This is a genomic window from Streptomyces taklimakanensis (assembly GCF_009709575.1).
Classification (GTDB): Bacteria; Actinomycetota; Actinomycetes; order Streptomycetales; family Streptomycetaceae; genus Streptomyces; species Streptomyces taklimakanensis.
The window spans coordinates 1320882-1341913 of record NZ_WIXO01000001.1 but is presented as its reverse complement, the minus strand read 5'-3'; the positions used below and the strand labels follow the sequence as shown (position 1 = coordinate 1341913).

Genomic DNA, 21032 nt, shown 5'->3' with positions numbered 1-21032 from the left:
ACAGGAGGTTCCTCGGTTGTTGTACGGCGTCATGAAACTCTCCCTCGGAAACGGGCTCAAGCTCGCGTTCCGTCCCTGGGTGGAGGGTCTGGAGAACATACCGGCCGAGGGCCCGGCCATCCTGGCGAGCAACCACCTGTCGTTCTCCGACTCCTTCTTCCTCCCGGCCGTCCTCGACCGCAAGGTCACCTTCATCGCCAAGGCCGAGTACTTCACCACCCCGGGCCTCAAGGGCAGGCTGACGGCCGCGTTCTTCAAGGGCGTCGGTCAGCTCCCGGTGGACCGCTCGGGAGCGCGCGGCGCGGGCGAGGCGGCGATCAGGAGCGGCATCCGGGTGCTGGAGCGCGGTGAGCTGTTCGGCATCTACCCCGAGGGCACCCGCTCCCCGGACGGCCGGCTCTACCGCGGCAAGCCGGGGGGCCTGGCCCGGGTGGCGCTGGCCACCGGGGCGCCGGTCGTCCCCGTGGCGATGATCGACACCGAGAAGATCCAGCCGCCGGGGAAGGTCGTACCGAAACTGATGCGGCCCGGCATCCGGATCGGCAGGCCGTTGGACTTCAGCCGCTACCAGGGCATGGACGGGGACCGCTTCGTCCTGCGGTCGATCACCGACGAGGTCATGTACGAGATCATGAAGCTCTCCGGCCAGGAATACGTCGACATGTACGCGACGGCGGCCAAGCGGATGATCGCGGAGCGGGAGAAGGCGGAGAAGGCGGAGCGGGCCCAGGCCCAGAAGGCGCGGAAGGCCGCGACGAAGGCCGAGGAGGGGGACGCCGGGGAGGGCGGCGCGTCCGGTGGCACGTCCGGTGGCGGGGACGGCGGGGCGGACGAAGCGGCGTAGCGGCCGCGGCGGGATCGGGGGAGGCGCATGGCCGCGAGGATGTCGGTCGAACAGCCGCTGTGGAGCGCGCTGACGGCGTACCGGGTGCTCACCATGGGGTACGCGTTGGCGTTGTACGCCGTCGCGTACGACGAGTACGCCCACCCGCTGGGAGCCGGGAGCTACCTGGCCGTCCTGGCCCTGTGGACCCTCGCGACCGTCCGCCGGGTCTCCTCCGCCGAGCGCTGCACCCTGCCCTTCCTGGCGGTCGACCTGTCCGTCGCCGTCACCGGCATCCTGATCACCCCCCTGGTGGACACCCAGGCGCGCATCGCGGCGGGCGGTCCCACCCTGCCGACCATCTGGACGGCGGGCGCGGTCCTCGGCTTCGCGATCAAGAAGGGGTGGCGCTGGGCGGCCGGCGCCTCGACGCTGGTCGGCGTCGCCAACGTGATCGAGGTCGGCGGCCTCGAACGGGACAGCCTGCACGACGTGCTGCTGGTGTGCATAGCCAGCATCGCCATCGGCTACGTCGTGGAGGTGGCGCGGGCCAGCGAGCGCACCCTCGCCCGCGCCCTGCGGATCGAGGCCGCCACCCGCGAGCGGGAGCGCCTGGCCCGGGACATCCACGACAGCGTGCTGCAGGTGCTGGCCATGGTGCAGCGCCGGGGAGCCGCCATCGGCGGCGAGGCGGCGGAGCTGGGCCGGATGGCGGGCGAGCAGGAGGCGGCGTTGCGCACGCTGGTCTCCAGCGGCGTGGTGCCGGAGGCCGACGGCCCCCGCGCCCCCGCCACCGCCGTCCCGGCGGCCGCGGTCCCGACCGGCCCGCCCCCCGGCACGGACCGGTCCGGGGACGGGAGCGCCGGGAGGGGGAGCGCCGCCGCGGAGGCCTGCGACGTGCGCGCGCTGCTGTCCGCGTACTCCGGCCCCCGGGTCTCCTTCGCCGAACCCGGTGCCCCGGTGACCCTCCCCGCCCCGGCGGCCCGGGAACTGGCGGCGGCCGTCGGCGCCGCCCTGGACAACGCGCGGCGGCACGCGCGCGGCCCCGGGGGCGAGGAGGCACAGGTGTGGGTCCTGCTGGAGGACGAACCGGACGCCGTGGTGGTGACGGTCCGGGACGACGGCCCCGGCATCCCGCCCGGACGGCTGGAGGCGGCGGAGGCCGAGGGCCGGATGGGGGTGGCGCTGTCCATCCGCGGACGGCTGCGGGACCTGGGCGGCAGCGCGGAGTTGCTGTCGGTGCCGGGGCAGGGAACGGAAGTCGAGATGAGGGTGCCCAAGGATGACCGGTGAGAGCGGTGTGCGCGACGGGCGGGCGACCGTGCGGGTCATGGTCGTCGACGACCACCCGATGTGGCGGGACGCGGTCGCCCGTGACCTGACCGAGGCGGGCTTCACGGTGGTGGCCACCGCCGGGGACGGCCCGCAGGCCGTGCGCCGGGCACGGGCCACCGAGCCGGACGTGCTGGTGCTCGACCTCAATCTGCCGGGGCTGCCGGGAGTCGAGGTGTGCCGGCAACTGGTCGGCCCGGACGGCACGGGCCCGCGGGTGCTGGTGCTCTCCGCCAGCGGCGAGCACGCGGACGTGCTGGAGGCGGTGAAGTCCGGGGCGACGGGCTACCTGGTGAAGTCGGCGAGCACCGGGGAACTGCTGGAGGCGGTGCGCCGCACCGCCGACGGGGACCCGGTGTTCACCCCGGGACTGGCCGGCCTGGTGCTCGGCGAGTACCGGCGGCTGGCCGGCGGCCCCGAGCGGCGCGAACCCGACAGGCCCGCCGCGCCCCGGCTGACCGAGCGGGAGACCGAGGTGTTGCGGCTGGTCGCCAAGGGGTTGTCCTACAAGCAGATCGCCGAGCGGTTGGTCATCTCGCACCGCACCGTCCAGAACCACGTGCAGAACACCCTCGGCAAGCTCCAGCTCCACAACCGCGTGGAGCTGGTGCGCTACGCGATAGAGCGCGGTCTGGACGACGCCTGAGCGCACGGGGCGCGAACCCCCCGCCTTCCCACCCGCCACGCCCGCCCCTGCCCACCCGTCGTGCGCCGACGCGTGTTCCACCGCCCCACCCGGGCACCCGGCCGTTGGCGGGACCGGGACGGACGCCGACGGGAGAGGACCGGAGCCCGGACACACGGGCGGAGAGGGGAATCCATGCGGGTCGGAGTGCTCACCGGTGGCAGCGACTGCCCCGGGCTCAACGCGGTGCTGCGCGCGGTCGTCCGCAAGGGCGCGCAGGTGTACGACGACGAGTTCGTCGGTTTCCGCGACGGCTGGCGCGGCGTGCTGCGGGACGAGACCGTGCCGCTCGACATCACGGCGGTGCGCGGCACCCTGCCGCGCGGCGGCACCATCCTGGGGTCCACGCGCACCAACCCCCTCCTCCTCGACGACGGCCTCGACCGGGTGCGCGGAACCCTCGCCCGCCACCGGCTGGACGCCCTGATCGTGGTCGGCGGAACGGCGACGCTCGGCGTCGCGGCGCGACTCGCCGACGACCACGGCGTCCCCCTCGTGGGCGTCCCCAAGACCATCGACAACGACATCCCCCTCACCGACCGCACCGTCGGCTTCGACACGGCCGTCGGCGTCGCCACCGCGACCATCGACCGGCTGCACACCACCGCCGAGTCCCACAAGAGGGTGCTGGTGGTGGAGGTGATGGGGCGCAGCGCCGGGTGGATCGCGCTGCACGCCGGAATGGCCGGCGGCGCCAACTGCATCCTCATCCCGGAGAGGCCCTTCAGCGTGGAGAAGGTGTGCGAGTGGGTCGAGTCCCGCTTCCGCGCCACCTACGCCCCGATCGTCGTCATCTCCGACAGCGCCCTGCCCGAGAGCGGCGAGATCACCCTGCGCCACGACGTCACGCCGCCGCCCGGCGCCGACCCCCGCGCCCGGCTCTCCGGGGTGGGCGAGTGGCTGGGGAGGGAGATCGAGCGGCGCACCGGCAAGGAGGCCCGCACCACCGTGCTCGGCTACGTCCAGCGCGGCGGGTCGCCCAGCCCGTTCGACCGCTGGCTGGGCACCCGCTTCGGACTGCACGCGATCGACGCGGTGCACGACGGCGACTGGGGGACGATGACGGCGCTGCAGGGCAACCGGATCGCCCGGGTGCGACTGGCCGACGCGACCTCCACGCTCAAGACGGTCGACCCCGCGCAGTACGAGGAGGCGAGCGTCTTCTTCGGGTGACGGGCGCCCCCCGCTCGGGCCGCGCCGCGCCCCGGCGGACGGGTGGGGCGCGGCCCGGGCGGGCGACTCAGACCAGGACGGCGGCCAGCAGTTCGGCCGTGATCGCCGAACCCTCCAGCGTCAGCACCGACTCCGGGTGGAACTGCACACCGGCGAAGTGGGGGCCGCGCAGCGCGTGGACGTCCCCGTCGGCCGGGTCACGGCTCAGCTCCACCCCGCGCGCGGCCAGCGCGCGGGCGGTCGCCTCGTCACAGCGGGCGGTGTAGGAGTTGTAGAAGCCGACGGTCCGCTCGGTGCCGAACAGGTCGATCCGCTCCTGCGCGCCCTGGTGGGGCTCGTCCTTGCGGACGAGGGGCAGGCCCAGCTCGGCGGCGATCAGCTCGTGCCCCAGACAGACCCCCAGCAGTCCGTCACGGTGTCCGCGCAGCAACGCGGCGGCGAGCGAGCGCAGCAGCCGCATCTTCGGGTCGGCCGCGTCGCGGGGGTCGCCGGGGCCGGGGCCGAGGACGACGGGACCGGGGTGGGCGAGGGCCGCCTCGCGCAGTCCCGGCTCGTCGTACCGCCGCACCGTCACCGCCGCCCCGGTGGAGCGCAGCAGGTGGGCCAGCATCGAGGTGAAGGTGTCCTCGCCGTCCACCACCAGCACCTCACCGCGGACCGTGCCGGTGGAGGGGGTCCGCATCCGCAGCCAGAACGGGGCCAGGCCCGCGCGCCGCGCGTCCAGGGCGGCCCGCACCCGCGGGTCGTCGGCCAGTCCCCGTCGTCCGGCCGGTTCCGTGTCGTTCCCGGTCGGCCGCGCCGGAGCGGGACGCACGCCCAGCGCGGTCAGCACGCCGGCCGCCTTGGCGTGGGTCTCGGCGACCTCGGCGGCCGGGTCGGAGGCGCGCACCAGCGTGGCGCCCACCGGCACCCGCAGCCGCCCGGTCGCCGCGTCGATGTCGGCGGTCCGGATCAGGATGGGCGAGTCCAGCGTCGGGGCGCCGCCGCCGTCGCGGCCGATCAGCGCCAGCGCGCCCGCGTAGTAACCGCGCCCGCCCGTCTCGTGGCGCCGGATCACCCGGCAGGCGTTCTCCACCGGGCTGCCGGTGACGGTCGCGGCGAACATCGTCTCGCGCAGCACGTCGCGGACGTCGAGCGTGCTGCGTCCGCGCAGCTCGTACTCGGTGTGCGCCAGGTGCGCCATCTCCCTCAGGCGCGGACCGACCACCACCCCGCCCATGTCGCCGACGGCGCACATCATCTTCAGCTCCTCGTCGACGACCATCGACAGTTCGTCGATCTCCTTGCGGTCGCCGAGGAAGGCCAGCAGGTCCTCCACCGTCGGGCCGGAGGCGGGATAGCGGTAGGTGCCGCTGATCGGGTTCATCACCACGGTCCCGCCGCTCATCCGGACGTGGACCTCGGGGCCGGCCCCCACCAGCGTCCGGTCGCCGGTGTGCACCACGAACGTCCAGTACGCCCCGCGCTCCCCGGCCAGCAGCCGTCGGAACAGGGCCAGCGCGTCGGCCCGGCCGTAGCCCTCGATCATGCCCCGGTAGGTGCGGCGGACGACGAAGTTGGCGCCCTGGCCGGTGCCGATCTCGTCCTCGACGACCCGGCGCACGATCTCCTCGTACTCCTCGTCGGACACGTCGAAGCCGCCGTCGACGACCCGGACCGCGTGCCGGGGCAGCGCGGCCGTCAGCGCGTCCAGGGGGAGCTCGCGGGTCTCGGTGGGGACGAGGACGGCCAGCGGGGTGCCGTCGTCGGTCGCCTCGAAGCCGCGCTCGCGGATCTGTCGGAACGGCACCAGGGCCAGGGTGGGCGCCTGCCCGACGGGGATGTCGGCCAGGCGCTCCACCTCGGTGACCGGGCCGAGCAGCACCTCGACGGTGTGCTCGTCCCGGCCCGGGGTGCTCCGCCGCAGCAGCGCGAAGGGGGTGTCGTCGGCCAGCAGCCGTGCGACCAGGGCCTCCGCGTCGGCGGGATGTCCCGCGGGGGCGTCGGTTCCGGCGGCTTCGGGTCGTTCGGTGGTGTGGGGGATCTCCACGGTGGGTCCGTTCCTTCCTGCCCGGAAGGGACGGCCGGGTGCGCCGGATGCCGTCCGACACGACGAAGGCCGCCCCTGGGGCGGCCTTCGCGTCGATGGTCGTCAGTGCGCGCGTCGGTGGGCCGCCGAAGGGGCGGACCACCACCGGGCGGCGGCCGGGTGGGCCGCCGGGCTCGTCTGCGCGAACATGCTCCGGACCCTACCCGACGTTCCGCCCCGGGGGCGGGCCGTGTCTCATCCTTCGGTCAGGGGAACGGAGGGTCCGGGGCCGGCCCGTAGTCTGGTGGTGTGACCGTGAACGCCAATCCCGACGCCGGTGTCAACACCTGGCGAGACCTACCCGCGGCGCAGCAGCCCGACTGGCCGGACTCCGAGGCTCTGCGCGATGTGATCGCCGAGCTCGAGTCCTATCCGCCGCTGGTCTTCGCCGGTGAGTGCGACCAGTTGCGCGAGCGGATGGCCTCCGTGGCCAGGGGCGAGGCGTTCCTGCTCCAGGGCGGCGACTGCGCCGAGGCATTCGACGCCGTCTCCGCCGAGCAGATCAGGAACAAGCTCAAGACGCTGCTCCAGATGGGGGCCGTGCTCACCTACGCCGGGTCCGTCCCGGTGGTGAAGGTGGGCCGGATCGCCGGGCAGTACAGCAAGCCGCGCTCGAAGCCGACCGAGACCCGCGACGGGGTCACGCTGCCCTCCTACCGGGGCGACTCCGTCAACGGCTTCGAGTTCACCCCCGAGGCCCGCACCCCGGACCCGCAGCGACTCAAGCGGATGTACCACGCCTCGTCCGCGACGCTGAACCTGGTGCGCGCCTTCACCACCGGCGGCTACGCCGACCTGCGTCAGGTGCACGCCTGGAACCAGGACTTCGTGAAGAACTCGCCCTCGGGGCAGCGCTACGAGGCCCTGGCCCGGGAGATCGACCGGGCGCTGAACTTCATGAACGCCTGCGGGGTGGACCCGGAGGAGTTCAAGACCGTCGAGTTCTACGCCTCCCACGAGGCACTGATCCTCGACTACGAGTCGGCGCTGACCCGGGTGGACTCCCGCACGGGCAACCTGTACGACGTCTCCGGCCACATGGTGTGGATCGGCGAGCGGACCAGGCAGTTGGACGGCGCGCACATCGAGTTCGCCTCCCGCATCCGCAACCCGATCGGGGTCAAGCTGGGCCCGACCACCACGCCCGAGGACGCCCTGACGCTGATCGAGCGGCTGGACCCGGAGCGCGAACCCGGTCGGCTGACGTTCATCACCCGGATGGGCGCCGACAAGATCCGCGACCGACTCCCCACCCTGGTGGAGAAGGTCACGGCCTCCGGCGCCCAGGTCGCCTGGGTGTGCGATCCGATGCACGGCAACACCTTCGAGGCGGCCAGCGGGCACAAGACGCGGCGCTTCGACGACGTGCTGGACGAGGTCAAGGGCTTCTTCGAGGTCCACAAGAGCCTGGGCACCCACCCGGGCGGCATCCACGTGGAGCTGACCGGCGACGACGTCACCGAGTGCGTGGGCGGCGGCGACGAGATCTTCGTCGACGACCTGCACCAGCGCTACGAGACGGCCTGCGACCCGCGGCTGAACCGCAGCCAGTCGCTGGACCTGGCCTTCCTGGTCGCGGAGATGTACCGGGACCAGTGAGCCGAGCGGACGGGCGACGGCCGGGCCGGAAGGCCCGGTGAACCGTACGCGGCACGCCGAGTGATGGGGCGCGGATCACATCGATCCGCGCCCCGTCGACCTGTGGGAAGCGGCTCGATGCAACTAAGGTAAGGTTTACCTGACCTGCCCGAGGGTGGGTGTCCGACCCTGTCCGACCGCCATGGCGGAGGTGAACCGCGTGTACGTCTGCTCGTGCTTCGGCGTCACGGAGGAGCAGATCCGCGAGCACGCGGCGGCCGGGGCGTGCACCCCGCGCGAGATAGCCTCCGCGAGCCGGGCGGGCACCGACTGCGGCTCCTGCGTCCGCCGCATCCAGGGGCTGCTGGGGCGCGGTGGCTGCCCGCGCCGCGACCCGACGGTCCGCTCCCTCCCCACCGGCCGGACGTCCGACGCGCCGGCGGAGGCGTCCGGCGCCCCGGCTCCGGCCGTGCCCGGTGTCCCCGGTGTCCCCGCCCCTCCCGCGCTTCCGGCCTCCGTGCCCGCCGCGTCCGCTGCCCCCGCCGCGTCGTCGTCCCGCTCCGTACGGAGCGCCGCCGCCTGACGCCGCCCGACGCGCCCCGGTCTCCCGCGGTGGCGCGTCACCCCTTGTTCTCGTAGCCGTGCCCGTACCCCCGGCCGTCCGGCTGCTCGATCTGCTGGGCGATGTACAGCGGCTCGCCCAGCTCCTCGATCAGTCGGAGCTGGGTGTCGAGGTAGTCGATGTGCTCCTCCTCGTCGGCGAGGATGCCCTCGAAGATGTTGGCCGAGGTGATGTCCCCCTTGGCGCGCATCACCTCGACGCCGCGCCGCAGTCGGTCGATCGCCTCGGCCTCGACCTGGCGGTCCGCCCGGAACATCTCGGTGAGGGTCTGGCCGACCCGGACGTGGAAGAGCCGCTGGTAGTTGGGCAGCGCCTCCAGGAAGATGATGCGGTCGGTCAGTCGTTCGGCGTGTCGCATCTCGTCGAAGGACTCGTCCCGGGTGTACTTCGCGAGCTTCGTCCACCCGTTGTGCTCCTGCAGCTTGGCGTGCAGGAAGTACTGGTTGATCGCCGTCAGCTCGGCCGTGAGCTGTTCGTTGAGGAACTCGATGATCTCGGGGTCGCCCTGCATGCCGCCTGGTTCCTTCCGGTGGGACTGGTCGGATGCGCGCATCCTCGCACCGCCGCCGTCATTGTTCCAGTAAGAGAGTGATTGTCCGTTGTGTTGGCTTTCGGTGTGATGGGGTGGTGGTCGGCGGCATCCTCGGGGGTCTGTCACCATGGAGTCATGGTTCAGCCGGAAAGCCGCGAGGAGGAGCACCCACGTCTCCCGCCGGGGCAGCGGCTCCAGCGCGGCTGGCCGGTGACGCACTACGGGCCGGTGCCCAGGTTCCGACCCGAGCGCTGGGAGTTCCGCGTCTTCGGGGCCACCGCCGACGGCGGCACCTTCGGCTGGAACCACGAGGAGTTCTCGACGCTGCCGCACGAGACCGTGGTCGGCGACCTGCACTGCGTCTCCCGCTTCAGCATGGTGGGCGTCGAGTGGGGCGGGGTGCCCGCCCGCACGATCCTGGCGAAGGTGCCGCCCGCGCGGCAGGTCACCCACGTGATGGTGTGGGCCGAGTACGGCTACAGCGCCAATCTGCGGCTGTCGGACTTCACGGCCGAGCACACCCTCTTCGCCACGCACCGCGCGGGCGAGCCCCTGACCGCCGAGCACGGCTTCCCGGTGCGACTGGTGGTGCCCCACCTGTACGCCTGGAAGGGTCCCAAGTGGGTGCGGGGCGTGGAGTACATGACGGCCGACCGCCGGGGCTTCTGGGAGGAGCGGGGCTACCACAACATCGGCGACCCCTGGCGCGAGCAGCGCTACTCGTACCAGGAGGAGCCGGGCGACGGTCCGAGGCTGTGAGTCTCGGGGTGAGTCGCGGGTGAGTCGTGGGTGAGCTGCGGGCCGGCCCGACTCCTCCCGCGCCCGCCCGGTGGCGGGCCCGTCCGCTCTAGCCCCTGAGACGCTTCAGGAGCGCCACGTCCGCCGCGTGCCGCTCCTTGCCGCCCGGGGTCTCGATGATCAGCGGAACGCCCTCGGTCGCCGGGTGGCGCAGCAGTTCGCGGAACGGCTCCGCGCCGATGTGACCCGCGCCGATGTTGGCGTGGCGGTCCCGGTGGGCGCCCACGACGTCCATGGAGTCGTTGGCGTGGACCAGCCGCAGCCGTCCTGCCCCCACCACCGCCGTCACCTCGTCCAGCAGGGCCTTCATGCCGCCCTCGACCGCCGTGTCGTGTCCGGCGGCGAAGGCGTGGCAGGTGTCCAGACAGACTCCCAGACGGGGGTGGTGGTCCAGGGCGTCGAAGTACGGTCCGAGGTCCTCGGCCCGCGCGCACAGCGAGGAGCCCTGGCCGGCCGTCGGCTCCAGCAGCAGCCACGGGTCCGCCGAGTCGCCGCCCGGGGCCGGCTCGTCCAGCAGCGGCATCACCAGCTCCCGCACCTGGGCCAGGGCCGCCGCGCGGTCGCGTCCACCGGTGGCCGAACCGGTGTGCACCACCACGCCCAGGGCGCCGATCCGGCGGGCCCGGTGGAGCGAGTGGCGCAGCGAGGCGGCCGACGCCTCGGCCGTGTTCCGGTTGTGGGAGCCGAAGTTGATCAGGTACGGGGCGTGGACGTAGGCCGGTACGCCCTCCTCGGCGCAGGCCGCGCGGAACGCCTCGTCCTGTCGCGGGTCGCCGGTCGGGGTGGCCCAGCCGCGCGGGTTGGCGACGAAGACCTGCACGGTCTCGGCGCCGATCTCGCGCGCGTAGGCCAGCCCCTTGGTGGCGAGCCCGCCGGACACGGCGACATGACTGCCGATCGGGTTGCGGGACCGGCCCGCCGGGGCGAGGGGGGAGACGTCGGGGGAGGAGGAAGGTGCGGTGCTCACACACCGAGGGTGCCAGGTGGGCACGGCACACGGCCCGGCGGCCCGCTCGCAGCGGGCCGCCGGGCGTGGGGAAGGGGTGTGCCGTCCCGCGCGGGACGGGGCCGGTCGGTCAGTAGGCCGAGTCGACGTTGTCCATCGAGCCGTACCGGTCGGCGGCGTAGTTGCACGCGGCGACGATGTTGGCCACCGGGTCGTACAGGTCCCAGGAGGTGCCCTCGACGTGGTAGGCCTCGAAGGTGGGCTGGATCACCTGGAGCAGGCCCTTGGAGGGGACGCCGTTGCGGGCGTTGATGTCCCAGGTGTTGATGGCCCGCGGGTTGCCGCTGGACTCGCGCATGATGTTGCGGTGGATGCCCTCGTAGCTGCCGGGGATGCCCTCGCGCTCCATGATGGCCAGGGCCTCGCGTATCCAGCCGTCGAGGTTGTTCGGGTACTCGGGGGTGGCGGCCTTCTCGCGTTCGTGCGAGCGGTCGGCGGCCTGCTCGGTGGCGGCCTTCTCGCGCTCGGCCTTCGCCTCGCGCTCGGCCTCGGCCCGGGCCTCGTCCTGCTCCGTCGCGGCCGCCTCGTCGGCCTTGCCGGCCTGCTCGGTCTTGTCGGCCTGCTCGGCCTCGATGGCGTCGGCCTGCGCCTGCTGGTAGGCGGTGGAGACACGGGCGCGCAGCCCGCCCTGCTCGATCGAGGTGTCGTCGGCCTGGGCGGCCGGGCTCGCCGGGAGGGCGGTGGAGGTGGTCGCGGGCCGGGCGTCGGCGCGGGTGTCGTTCCGCTCGGCGTCCGGCGCGAAGCCGAGGGCCAGGGTGGCGGCGCCGGTGACGGCGGCGAGGCCGACGGCGGAGGCGCGCTGGGCGGTGTTCGGGCGGATGCCGGTCAGGCGGAACTGGTCGAGGATGCGGGACACGGTCATGGGGAGGGGAACCTCTTCCGATCGCTTGCGTCGCAGAGCCGGGCCGGCCGGGCCGGCCATGGGGGCCGGGTGGTTGCGCCGGGTTCTGCTCCTCGGCGCTGGGCGACTCCTGCATTGTTAGCGGCCGGAACTTATGGGGACAAAGGAATGACTTACTACCCGAAGTAGTAGCTTCTCCGTTCACCGGGTGCCCGAACGGACATCGCGGCCGCTCAGGCGGCCGCGATGTCCACTATGCCCTTTCGTAAGTGATCCGGGTCCTATGGGGCGTCTCACAACGGATGCCCGTTCAAGCAACGCTCGGTGAGCGGGTCAGCGCACCCAGATGGTGATCGTCGAACCACGCGGCGCCCGCTCGCCGCCGTCGACGGACTGGTCGAAGACCGTGCCGGTGAAGAAGACCCTGCGGACCTTCACCTCGAAGTCCGCGTCCTCCAACGCCCTGACGGCCTCGTCCTCGCCCATCCCCTCCACGTCGGGGACGGCGACCATGTCCGGCCCCTTGGAGACGGTGATCGTGACGGTGTCGCCCTCGGCCGCGACCGAGCCCTCGCCGGGGGACTGCCGGGCCACCGTGCCCGCCTCCTCCCGGGAGAAGACCCGCTCCGGAGCCACCTCGGCCGTCAGCCCGGCCTCGGTCAGCCGCTGCCGCGCGGTGCCCTCGGCCTCCCCGACGACGTCGGGAACCTCGATCCGCGCTCCCTTGGAGACCGTGAACGCCACGGCCGTGCCGGGGCGGCGCGCCTCGCCCGCCGCCGGATCGGTGCGGACCACCGAGCCCCGCGCCACGTCCTCGGAGAACTCCCTGGTCACCATGCCGGGCTCCAACCCGGCGTCCCCGATCCTCCGACGCGCGTCGGCGAGCGTGTCGCCCGTCACGTCGGGGACCTCGACCCGCTCCGGGCCCCGGGAGACGGTGATGGTCACCGTGCCGTTGGCGCGGATGCGCTCGCCGCGCCCCGGAACGGTGGAGACCACCCGGCCCCGCTCCACGGTCTCGCTGTGCTCGCGGGCGATCCGCCACTCCAGCCCGGCCCGATCGACGGCCCGCTTGGCCTCGGCCTCGGTCAGGCCGAGCACCCCGGGGGTGCGGGTGAACTGCCCCGCGCTGACGTACCACACGCCCAGCGCGGTGCCCAGCACCAGCAGAACGGTGACGACCAACGCCGGCACCGGTCGGCGCGGCCGCCACCCAAGCCGGCGGAACGGGCGGCCGCGGCGGCCGTCGGCGTCCGGTTCGGGCGGGGCCGTCCCTCCGGTTCCGCCGGCCCCTCCGGGAGGCGCGGACGGCTCTCCGACGGGCGTGGGCAACACACTGGTGTGCTCCGGGCCACCCTCGTCCGCCGCGCTCCCGGCTGTGGGCGCGCGGCGGGGGAGGACGGTGGTGCGGTCCTCGGCCCCGGGGGGCGTGTCCGTGCCGCGGGCGGCGGGGGGAAGGGCGTCCAACTGCTCGTCGGTCAGCGACCGCCGCACGGCGCCGACCTCGGCGAGCAGCTCCACGGCGTCGGCCGGACGCCGTTCGGGGTCGCGGGCCGCGGAGCGGGCGACCAGTTCGTCCAGCGCGGCCGGCAGGCCGGGGACGGCCCCGGACGGCGCCGGGACGTCCTCCTGGAGGTGCTGGTAGAGGACCTGGGCCGGGGTGCCGCCGGCGTGCGGCTTGGATCCGGTCAGCATCTCGTAGAGCACCACGCCGCAGGCGTAGACGTCGGCCCGGGCGTCGGCGACGCCGTGCTCGATCTGTTCGGGGGCCAGGTAGGAGACGGTGCCCATCACCGAACCGGTGGAGGCGGAGGTCTGCTGGCCGACGGCCCGCACCAGGCCGAAGTCGGCGACCTTCACCCGCCCGTCGTCCCCTATCAGGACGTTCTCCGGCTTCACGTCGCGGTGCACCAGCCCCGCCAGGTGGGCGGCGCCCAGCGCGGCCAGCACCGGTTCCAGCACGTCCAGGGCGGCCCGGGGCTGGAGCGCCCCGCGCTCGCGCAGCACGTCGCGCAGGGTGCAGCCCTCGACGTACTCCATCGCCAGGTAGACACAGCCGCCGTCCGAGCCCTGGTCGAAGACCCCCACCACGTTGGGGTGGGCCAGCCGCGCGGCGGACTTGGCCTCGCGGATGAACCGGTCGACGAAGGAGGCGTCGTCGACGAGCGAGGGGTGCATCACCTTCAGGGCCAGCACCCGGTCCAGCCGGGTGTCCAGAGCACGGTAGACCGTGGCCATGCCGCCGACGGCGATCCGCGCCTCCACGCGGTACCGACCGTCCAGCACGTGCCCGATCAGCGGGTCCCGAAGGGTGGTGTCCACGGCGCAGAGTCTACGAGCCGGTGTCCGCGCTCCCCGCCCGCACCGACCGCGGGCGCACCGGATCGCGGCGGAACGGTGACGGAACCGCGGCCCGGACGAGACGCGACGCGGCGGCCGTCCGGGCCCGGCCGGGCGGAAGGGGAGGCCGCCGGAGCCCCGGCGGCCTCCGGCCCGCGCCTCAGCCGAACGCCGGGCGCTCCGGGTCGAGGTCCGCCACGCCCTCCGTCGGCGAGGACGCCAGCGCGAAGTGGCGGCGCGGGATGCGCCCGGCCCGGTGCGCCAGCCGCCCCGCCTCCACCGCGTGCCGCATCGCCTCGGCCATCAGCACCGGCTCCTGGGCCCGGGTGACCGCGGAGGCCAGCATCACCGCCGCGCAGCCCAGCTCCATGGCGAGCGCCGCGTCCGAGGCGGTGCCCGCGCCCGCGTCCAGGATCACCGGGACGGACGCCCGCTCGGTGATCAGTCGGAAGTTGTGCGGGTTGCGGATGCCCAGGCCCGAGCCGATGGGGGACCCCAGCGGCATGATCGCCGCGCAGCCCACGTCCTCCAGCTTCCGGGCCAGGACGGGGTCGTCGTTGGTGTACGGCAGCACGGTGAAGCCGTCGTCCACCAAGGTCTCGGCGGCGTCCAGGAGTTCGACCGGGTCGGGCAGGAGGGTGCGCTCGTCGGCGACGACCTCCAGCTTGACCCAGTCCGTCCCCAGCGCCTCACGGGCCAGCCGGGCGGTGAGAACGGCCTCCCCGGCGGTGAAACAGCCGGCGGTGTTGGGCAGCACTCGGATGCCGTGTCGTCTCAGCACCGTCAGCACCGACCCGGAGACGGTGGGGTCCACGCGCCGCATCGCGACGGTGGTCAACTCGGTGCCCGAGGCGACCAGGGCGCGCTCCAGCACCTCCAGGCTGGGCGCGCCGCCCGTGCCCATGATGAGCCGGGAGGAGAAGGTGGCGTCGGCGATGACGAGCGGATCGTCGGCCATGGTGGGTCAGCCTCCCTGGACCGCGGTCAGGACCTCGACGCGGTCGCCGTCGACGAGTTCGGTGGTGGGCCACTGCCCGCGCGGCACCACGGTCTCGTTGACGGCCGCGGCGACGCCCGTGGCGGCGGAGGTGAGGGACGCCACCAGCCGGTCCAGGGTCAGCCCGGCCACGACCTCGGCCGGCTCCCCGTTGACGGTGACGGTGACGGTGGCGGCGGCGCTGGTGGTGGCGTTGGCGGTGTCCGTGGTGGTGTCGGCGGCGCCGGCGGACGCGCGGGTGGTCATGCGTGGACCTCCTGGAGAGGGCGGGAGAAGCGCCGGGGCGTGAACGGGCGCGCCTCCTCGGGGAGTTCACCGGTGGTCAACGCCTCGGCCAGGGCGTCACCGGTGACCGGCGCGAGCAGCACCCCGTTGCGGTGGTGGCCGGTGGCCAGGTACAGACCGGGCAGGGCGGTCGGGCCCAACAACGGCGCGTTGTCGGGGGAGCCGGGGCGCAGGCCCGCGCGCGTCTCCACCAACGGCAGTTCGGTGATGCCGGGCACCAGTTCGTGGGCGTCGCGCAGCAACTCGTAGACGCCGCCCGCCGTCACCGTGGTGTCCCAGCCCTGTTCCTCGCTGGTGGCGCCCACCACCAGCTCCCCGTCCACCCGCGGCACCAGGTAGACGTGGCCGCCGCGGACCACGGCCCGCACGGTGCGGGAGAGGAACGGGGCGTACACCGGCGGAACGCGCAACCGCAGGATCTGGCCCTTGACCGGGCGGACCGGCGGCAGCGCCTCCGCGGGCACCCCCGCCAGCCGCCCGCTCTCGCTGCCCGCCGCCAGCACCACCCGCTCGGCCTCCAGCGCGGCCCCGTCGGCCGACACCACGCCGGTCGCGCGGTCGCCGGTCACGACGAGCCGCTCGGCCCGCCGCCGCACGAAGGCGACGCCCGTGCGCTCGCAGGCGGTCAGCAGCGCGGCCGTCAGCCGTCTCGGGTCGGCCTGGTGGTCGCCGTCGACCCGCAGCCCACCGCGCACCCCGGGGGCCAGCATCGGCTCCAGACGCCGGCACTCCCGGCCCGTCAGCCAGGTCGGGTCCAACCCGCAGCGGCGGTGCAGCGCGTGCAGTTCCCGCAGGTGGGCGCGGTCGTCGGCGTCCAGGGCGACGGCCAGGGTGCCGCAGGCGCGGTAGCCGATCCCCGCCCCGGACACCTCCTGCAACTCGGCCGCGAACTCCGGATAGCGGCGCGCCGAGGCGAGGTTGAGGGCGAGCAGGGCCTCCTCGCCGTAGTGCAGCTCCGTGACGGCCGCCAGCATCCCGGCCGCGACCCGGGCGGCCCCGCCGCCCGGCTCCGGATCGACGACCGTGACCTCCGCTCCGCGCTGCGCCGTCCGCCAGGCCGTGACCAGCCCGATGACACCGCCGCCGATGATCACCACACGCATGTGCGCCGTGCCCCTCCCTTCGCCGGCATGACCCGGATCAGGTTCGTACGGTCGGAGGCCGCGCACGCCTCCCTCTCAGCCCGGTGCGCCGGGCTCCCGCGAGTCCTCGTGCTCGATGCGCCCGGCGACGGTCCCGCCGGGACCCGCCGTGGTCCCGGTCGTGGTGCCGCCGTCCGAACTGCCGCCAGCCTAGCCCCGCGCCCGGCGGGGATGAAGGGGAGCCCGGCACAACCGCGCGGGGAGCCGGTGGCCGGGGCGGAGTTCCGGTGTGCGGCTCCGCCCGGCCCGTCGACCTCCTACAGTGATCGGGTGAACGTGCGAACCGAACAGCGGAGCGGAGAACGGGTCCTCGTCGTCGGTGCCGGGATGGCCGGGGTGCAGACCGCCGTGCGACTGCGCGAGCGGGGCTGGACGGGACGGATCGTCCTGGTCGGTGCCGAGCCCCACCGGCCGTACGACCGTCCGCCGCTGTCCAAGGCCGTGCTGACGGGCGGGGCCGCCGGGTCGGCCTTCGACGTCGACTTCGACGCCCTCGACGTGGACCTGCGCCTGGGCGTGACCGTCACGGGCCTGCGGGCCGCCGACCGGGAGGTGGACACCGCGAGCGGGCCGGTGCCCTACGACCGGCTGGTCCTGGCCACCGGCGCCGAGCCGGTGTCGCTGCCCGGCGGCGGGGGCGTGCCCGGGGTGCACCTGCTGCGCACGCTCGACGACGTCCACCTGCTGCGGCCGGTGCTCGCCGAACGGCGGGACGTGGTGGTGGTCGGCGCGGGCTGGATCGGCGCGGAGTTCGCCACCGCCGCCCGCGAGGCGGGCTGTCGGGTCACCGTGGTCGAGGCCGCCGACCGGCCGCTGGCCGGAGTGCTGCCGCCCGAGGTCGCGGCCCCCATGCGCCACTGGTACCGGGAGGCGGGCGCCGAGCTGCTCACCGGGCGCGCCGTCACCGCCGTGCGCCCCGCGGACCGCGGCCGCGTCGAGGTGGAGCTCTCCGACGGCGCGGTGCTCCGCGCCGGGGGCGTCGTCGTCGGGATCGGCGCCCGCCCGGCCACCGGCTGGCTGACCGGCTCCCCGGTGGCGCTGGGCGAGGACGGGGCCGTCCTCGCCGACGACCGGCTGCGCACCTCCGTCCCCGACGTGTACGCCGTCGGCGACTGCGCCTCCTTCCCCTCGGCCCGCTACGGCCGCCGGCTGTCGGTGCACCACTGGGACAACGCCCTCCAGGGGCCGCGCACGATCGCCTCGGTGCTGGTGGCGGGCGAGGCCGAGACCCCGCCGTACGACCCGGTGCCGTACTTCTGGTCCGAACAGTTCGGCCGCTTCGTGCAGTACGCGGGCCACCACGACGACGGCGACGAGCCGCTGTGGCGCGGCGACCCCGGGGACGCGTCGTGGTCGGTGTGCTGGCTGCGCGAGGGGGTGCTGAACGCCGTGCTGGCGGTGGGGCGGCCGCGCGACCTGACCCAGGGGCGGAAACTGATCGAACGCGCCGCGACGTTGGATCCGGCACGTGTCGCCGACCCGTCCGTCCCCCTGAAGAGCGCCGTGCGCTAGTGGCTGTCGGTGGGAGGTGGCAGGCTTGTGCCGTGAACGAGATTGACGCGAAGACCGATGCTCTCGTCCCGGCCTGGCTCACCCTCCCCGACGTCGCCGAGAGGCTCGGCGTCGAGGTGACGCGCGTACGGCAGCTCGTCAAGGAGGGACAGCTCATCGCGGTGCGCCGGGGTGAGAACAGGGTGCTCCAGGTGCCCGCCGACTTCATCGGCGACGGCCGCATCGTGAAGGGGCTGTCCGGGACGATCACTCTGCTCAGGGACGACGGCTTCAGCGACGAGGAGATGCTGGAGTGGCTGTTCACGCCCGACGACTCCCTGCCCGGCACCCCGGCGCAGGCGCTGCGGGAGAACCGCGGCACCGAGGTGAAGCGACGGGCCCAGGCGCTGGCCGTCTGAGCCGGGCGTCCGGCACGGCCGGGCCGAACAGCACGACGGAACCACCGCACGACACACCGACGTGCGGGCCCGCCGCGGACGCCCGATCCGGGGGAGCGAGACCCGCATGACGGCCACCGCACGAGAGCGGCTCGACGACGCGCGCCTGTACCTGTGCACGGACGCGCGCAAGGACCGCGGCGACCTGCCCGAGTTCCTGGACGCGGCGCTGTCCGGCGGGGTGGACATCGTGCAACTGCGCGACAAGGGCATGGAGGCCGGCGAGGAGCTGGAGCACCTGGCCGTCCTCGCCGACGCCTGCCGCCGGCACGGGAAGCTGCTGGCCGTCAACGACCGCGCGGACGTCGCCCACGCGGCCGGGTCGGAGGTGCTCCACCTGGGCCAGGGCGACCTGCCGGTGCCCGCCGCCCGCGCGATCCTGGGCGACGACATCCTGATCGGCCGCTCCACCCACAGCGAGACCGAGGTGGACGCGGCGCTGACCGAGCCCGGCGTCGACTACTTCTGCACCGGACCCTGCTGGCCCACCCCCACCAAGCCCGGTCGCCCCGCCCCCGGACTGCCGCTGGTGCGGTACGCCGCCGCGCGCGCGCCGCGACGACCGTGGTTCGCCATCGGCGGGATCGACACCTCCAACCTGGACGAGGTGCTGCGGGCCGGGGCGCGGCGGGTGGTGGTGGTCCGTGCGATCACCGAGGCGGACGACCCGGAGGCCGCCGCGGCGGAACTGGCGGAGCGGCTGCGCTCGGCGTAGGGGGCGGCCGACCGCCGGGCCGCCCCGGTGGCGCGCCGGACGCCCTCGGCCGGTTCCGGGTCCGGCTGTCCACCTACTGGACAGCAGTCGGGCCAAACAGACAAAAGCCCTCGTGGAAGCGGTTGCGGGGCCTCCTCGTGGTTAGCCTGCCCCCATGGCCCTCGGTACCCCTTCCACCAGGACGGATCACGCGCCCACCGTCCGTGAGCTGCTCGCCTCCGGCGAGCACTCGTACTCCTTCGAGTTCTACGCGCCCAAGAGCGAGAGGGGCGAACGCACCCTCTGGAACGCCATCCGTCGAGTGGAGGCCGTCGCCCCCACCTTCGTGTCGGTCACCTACGGCGCCGGGGGCTCCTCCCGGGAAGGCACCGTACGAGCCACCGAGCGGATCGCCACGGAGACCACCCTCACCCCCGTCGCCCACCTCACCGCGGTGGACCACTCCATCGCCGAACTGCGCAACGTCATCGGCCAGTACGCCGACGCCGGAATCCGCAACATGTTCGCGGTCCGGGGCGACCCGCCCGGTGACCCGACGGGGGAGTGGACGCCCCACCCGCAGGGCATCACCTACGCCGCCGAACTCGTCCGGCTGATCAAGGAGTCGGGGGACTTCTGCGTCGGCGTGGCGGCCTTCCCCGAGATGCACCCGCGCTCCACCGACTGGGAGAGCGACATCCGGCACTTCGTGGCCAAATGCCGCGCCGGCGCCGACTACGCCATCACGCAGATGTTCTTCTACGCCGACGACTACCTGCGCCTGCGGGACCGGGTGGCCGCGGCGGGTTGCGACACCCCGATCATCCCGGAGATCATGCCCGTCACGAACGTGCGGCAGATCGAGAGGTTCGCCAAGCTCAGCAACGCGACCTTCCCGCCGGACCTGGCCGAACGCATCCTCGCGGTCGAGCACGATCCGGCCGCTGTACGCTCATTGGGCATCGAGTACGCCACGGAGCTGTGCGCGAGGCTGATGGCGGAGGGTGTCCCCGGACTCCACTTCATCACCCTCAACCACTCCACGGCGACGCTGGAGATCTACGAGAACCTGGGCCTGCACCGGCGAGGCTAGGACGGGTGGGGGAGGACGTACGTGGGGTGGACGCTCCTCTACATCGCGTTCGGAGCCGTCGCGGTGTGGCTGCTGGCCGAGGTGTTGTTGCAGTACAAGGCGCGGCTGCGCTGGAGGTTGCTGGCCTTCGGCGGTTTCGCCGCGGTGGTCGTCGGCGTGGTGGTGTTCTCGTCGGTGGTGGTGATCTCGGTGGGCGCCGCGGCCTTCGCCGTCGGCCAGACCTTCGTGACGCTCTCCTACCGGCGCGGCTTCACCGCGGGCTGGGCGCTGGGCGGCATGCCCGGCAACAGCAGGCGCCGTCGGGAGGGGCGGCCCGTGCGGCCCGGTGACGCCGAACCGAGCCTGGAGGTCTCCGGGCTGGAGGTCCACGCCCCCGAGGCCCGGGAGTCCGAGATCCCCGCCCCCCGGGAGGGGGACGAGCTCCACGCCTATCGGCCCGAGCCGCTGCCGGACGACACCGGCGGCTACGGCGTCTACCGGCGGGAGGACGCCCCCCACGAGGAGCGGCCCGGGTCGGACCGGCCCGAGGCCGACGCGTACGCGGGAACCGACGCGTACGCGGAAACCGAGGGGTACGCGGGAACCGAGGGGTACGCCGGGGGCGAGGGGTACGCGGACACCGGTCACCCCGGTTACTCCGACTCCCCCGACCACGGCCGCGGCGACGAGTACGGGTACGGGTACTCCTACGACCACGGGTACGCCACCGGCCCCTCCGCCGACCCCTACGCGGGGGACACGGCCCAGGGCGTCCAGGGGTACGCCACCGACCCCTCCCACTCCTCCGACGGCTACGGCACCGCCTACACCACCGGGTACGCCGAGTACACCGAGTACACCGGGTACGCCGCCGGGTACACCACCGACCCGTACGCCGGACAGGTCCCGACCGACGGGGCGTGGGTGCCGCAACAGCGCGGCGCCGAGCCACGGTACGAACCGTACGGCTACGCCCCGGACGCCCCGGACGACCCGAACGCGCCGGACCCCCGGGACGGCGCCGCCGGGTACGGCGACCACGACGCCCCCTTCGGGGCCGGCCACCACGGGGAACAGCCCCGGTACTGAACCGCG

20 protein-coding genes and 1 riboswitch are annotated in these 21032 nt (G+C 74.0%); of the genes, 12 read left to right on the top strand and 8 right to left on the bottom strand.

Annotated elements, in window-relative coordinates:
* Positions 1-31: 31 nt before the first annotated feature.
* From F0L17_RS05935 to F0L17_RS05920, 4 genes are all read left to right on the top strand, one after another.
* On the top strand, positions 32-844 hold the full coding sequence (locus tag F0L17_RS05935) for a lysophospholipid acyltransferase family protein (RefSeq protein ID WP_238419259.1): 813 nt from the start codon (positions 32-34) through the stop codon (positions 842-844).
* Between the two features lie 27 nt (positions 845-871).
* Positions 872-2116: a MacS family sensor histidine kinase gene (macS, locus tag F0L17_RS05930; protein WP_238419258.1), complete on the top strand. Its 1245-nt coding sequence runs from the start codon at positions 872-874 to the stop codon at positions 2114-2116.
* Positions 2106-2801 carry a response regulator gene (locus tag F0L17_RS05925; RefSeq protein WP_155070245.1) on the top strand — a complete coding sequence of 232 codons (696 nt, stop codon included), beginning with the start codon at positions 2106-2108 and terminating at the stop codon, positions 2799-2801. The genes macS and F0L17_RS05925 overlap by 11 nt, the downstream gene beginning before the upstream one ends.
* A 174-nt stretch (positions 2802-2975) precedes the next feature.
* A complete protein-coding gene (locus tag F0L17_RS05920) occupies positions 2976-4013 on the top strand; it encodes an ATP-dependent 6-phosphofructokinase (RefSeq protein ID WP_155070244.1) in 1038 nt (345 codons plus the stop codon).
* Between the two features lie 67 nt (positions 4014-4080).
* On the opposite strand, the gene F0L17_RS05915 is transcribed toward F0L17_RS05920, so the two are convergent.
* The gene (locus F0L17_RS05915) at positions 4081-5961 is read right to left on the bottom strand and encodes an anthranilate synthase family protein (RefSeq protein ID WP_155073219.1); all 1881 of its coding nucleotides are present in this window, start codon (positions 5959-5961) and stop codon (positions 4081-4083) included.
* A 369-nt stretch (positions 5962-6330) separates the two neighbouring features.
* On the opposite strand from F0L17_RS05915, the gene F0L17_RS05910 reads away from it, so the two are divergent.
* Complete coding sequence (locus F0L17_RS05910) at positions 6331-7680, top strand: class II 3-deoxy-7-phosphoheptulonate synthase (protein WP_162465862.1); 1350 nt, start codon at positions 6331-6333, stop codon at positions 7678-7680.
* 181 nt (positions 7681-7861) lie between these two features.
* Entirely contained in the window at positions 7862-8242 is a 381-nt protein-coding gene (locus F0L17_RS05905) for a (2Fe-2S)-binding protein (protein WP_155070243.1), read from the top strand.
* A 37-nt stretch (positions 8243-8279) separates the two neighbouring features.
* On the opposite strand, the gene bfr is transcribed toward F0L17_RS05905, so the two are convergent.
* Positions 8280-8792 carry a bacterioferritin gene (gene bfr / locus F0L17_RS05900; RefSeq protein ID WP_155070242.1) on the bottom strand — a complete coding sequence of 171 codons (513 nt, stop codon included), beginning with the start codon at positions 8790-8792 and terminating at the stop codon, positions 8280-8282.
* Between the two features lie 156 nt (positions 8793-8948).
* Here bfr and F0L17_RS05895 point away from each other — a divergent pair, with 156 nt between their 5' ends.
* On the top strand, positions 8949-9572 hold the full coding sequence (locus F0L17_RS05895) for a sulfite oxidase-like oxidoreductase (protein WP_155070241.1): 624 nt from the start codon (positions 8949-8951) through the stop codon (positions 9570-9572).
* A gap of 88 nt (positions 9573-9660) precedes the next feature.
* On the opposite strand, the gene F0L17_RS05890 is transcribed toward F0L17_RS05895, so the two are convergent.
* The 6 genes from F0L17_RS05890 to thiO all read right to left on the bottom strand — a co-directional run bounded on the left by F0L17_RS05890 (position 9661) and on the right by thiO (position 16183).
* Positions 9661-10578, bottom strand: a complete 918-nt coding sequence (locus tag F0L17_RS05890; RefSeq protein WP_162465861.1) for a deoxyribonuclease IV — start codon at positions 10576-10578, stop codon at positions 9661-9663.
* Between the two features lie 109 nt (positions 10579-10687).
* Positions 10688-11479, bottom strand: a complete 792-nt coding sequence (locus F0L17_RS05885) for a transglycosylase SLT domain-containing protein (RefSeq protein WP_155070240.1) — start codon at positions 11477-11479, stop codon at positions 10688-10690.
* Positions 11480-11791: 312 nt separating this feature from the next.
* Positions 11792-13780 carry a Stk1 family PASTA domain-containing Ser/Thr kinase gene (gene pknB / locus F0L17_RS05880; RefSeq protein ID WP_162465860.1) on the bottom strand — a complete coding sequence of 663 codons (1989 nt, stop codon included), beginning with the start codon at positions 13778-13780 and terminating at the stop codon, positions 11792-11794.
* A 178-nt stretch (positions 13781-13958) separates the two neighbouring features.
* Positions 13959-14756, bottom strand: coding sequence for a thiazole synthase (locus F0L17_RS05875; RefSeq protein ID WP_155070239.1), 798 nt, complete (start codon positions 14754-14756; stop codon positions 13959-13961).
* Positions 14757-14762: 6 nt separating this feature from the next.
* Positions 14763-15041, bottom strand: coding sequence for a sulfur carrier protein ThiS (gene thiS, locus F0L17_RS28005; protein ID WP_155070238.1), 279 nt, complete (start codon positions 15039-15041; stop codon positions 14763-14765).
* Positions 15038-16183: a glycine oxidase ThiO gene (thiO, locus tag F0L17_RS05865; RefSeq protein WP_155070237.1), complete on the bottom strand. Its 1146-nt coding sequence runs from the start codon at positions 16181-16183 to the stop codon at positions 15038-15040. The genes thiS and thiO overlap by 4 nt, the downstream gene beginning before the upstream one ends.
* Positions 16181-16293, bottom strand: a riboswitch (TPP riboswitch). Its footprint overlaps the gene before it by 3 nt.
* Before the next feature lie 199 nt (positions 16294-16492).
* Here thiO and F0L17_RS05860 point away from each other — a divergent pair.
* From F0L17_RS05860 to F0L17_RS05840, 5 genes are all read left to right on the top strand, one after another.
* Positions 16493-17734, top strand: a complete 1242-nt coding sequence (locus tag F0L17_RS05860; protein WP_338017971.1) for an NAD(P)/FAD-dependent oxidoreductase — start codon at positions 16493-16495, stop codon at positions 17732-17734.
* A 32-nt stretch (positions 17735-17766) separates the two neighbouring features.
* Positions 17767-18132: an Rv2175c family DNA-binding protein gene (locus tag F0L17_RS05855; protein ID WP_162465859.1), complete on the top strand. Its 366-nt coding sequence runs from the start codon at positions 17767-17769 to the stop codon at positions 18130-18132.
* A gap of 106 nt (positions 18133-18238) precedes the next feature.
* Positions 18239-18886, top strand: a complete 648-nt coding sequence (gene thiE, locus F0L17_RS05850) for a thiamine phosphate synthase (protein WP_155070235.1) — start codon at positions 18239-18241, stop codon at positions 18884-18886.
* A gap of 154 nt (positions 18887-19040) precedes the next feature.
* Entirely contained in the window at positions 19041-19958 is a 918-nt protein-coding gene (gene metF / locus F0L17_RS05845; RefSeq protein ID WP_155070234.1) for a methylenetetrahydrofolate reductase [NAD(P)H], read from the top strand.
* A 21-nt stretch (positions 19959-19979) separates the two neighbouring features.
* On the top strand, positions 19980-21026 hold the full coding sequence (locus F0L17_RS05840; protein WP_155070233.1) for a hypothetical protein: 1047 nt from the start codon (positions 19980-19982) through the stop codon (positions 21024-21026).
* Positions 21027-21032 lie beyond the last annotated feature (6 nt).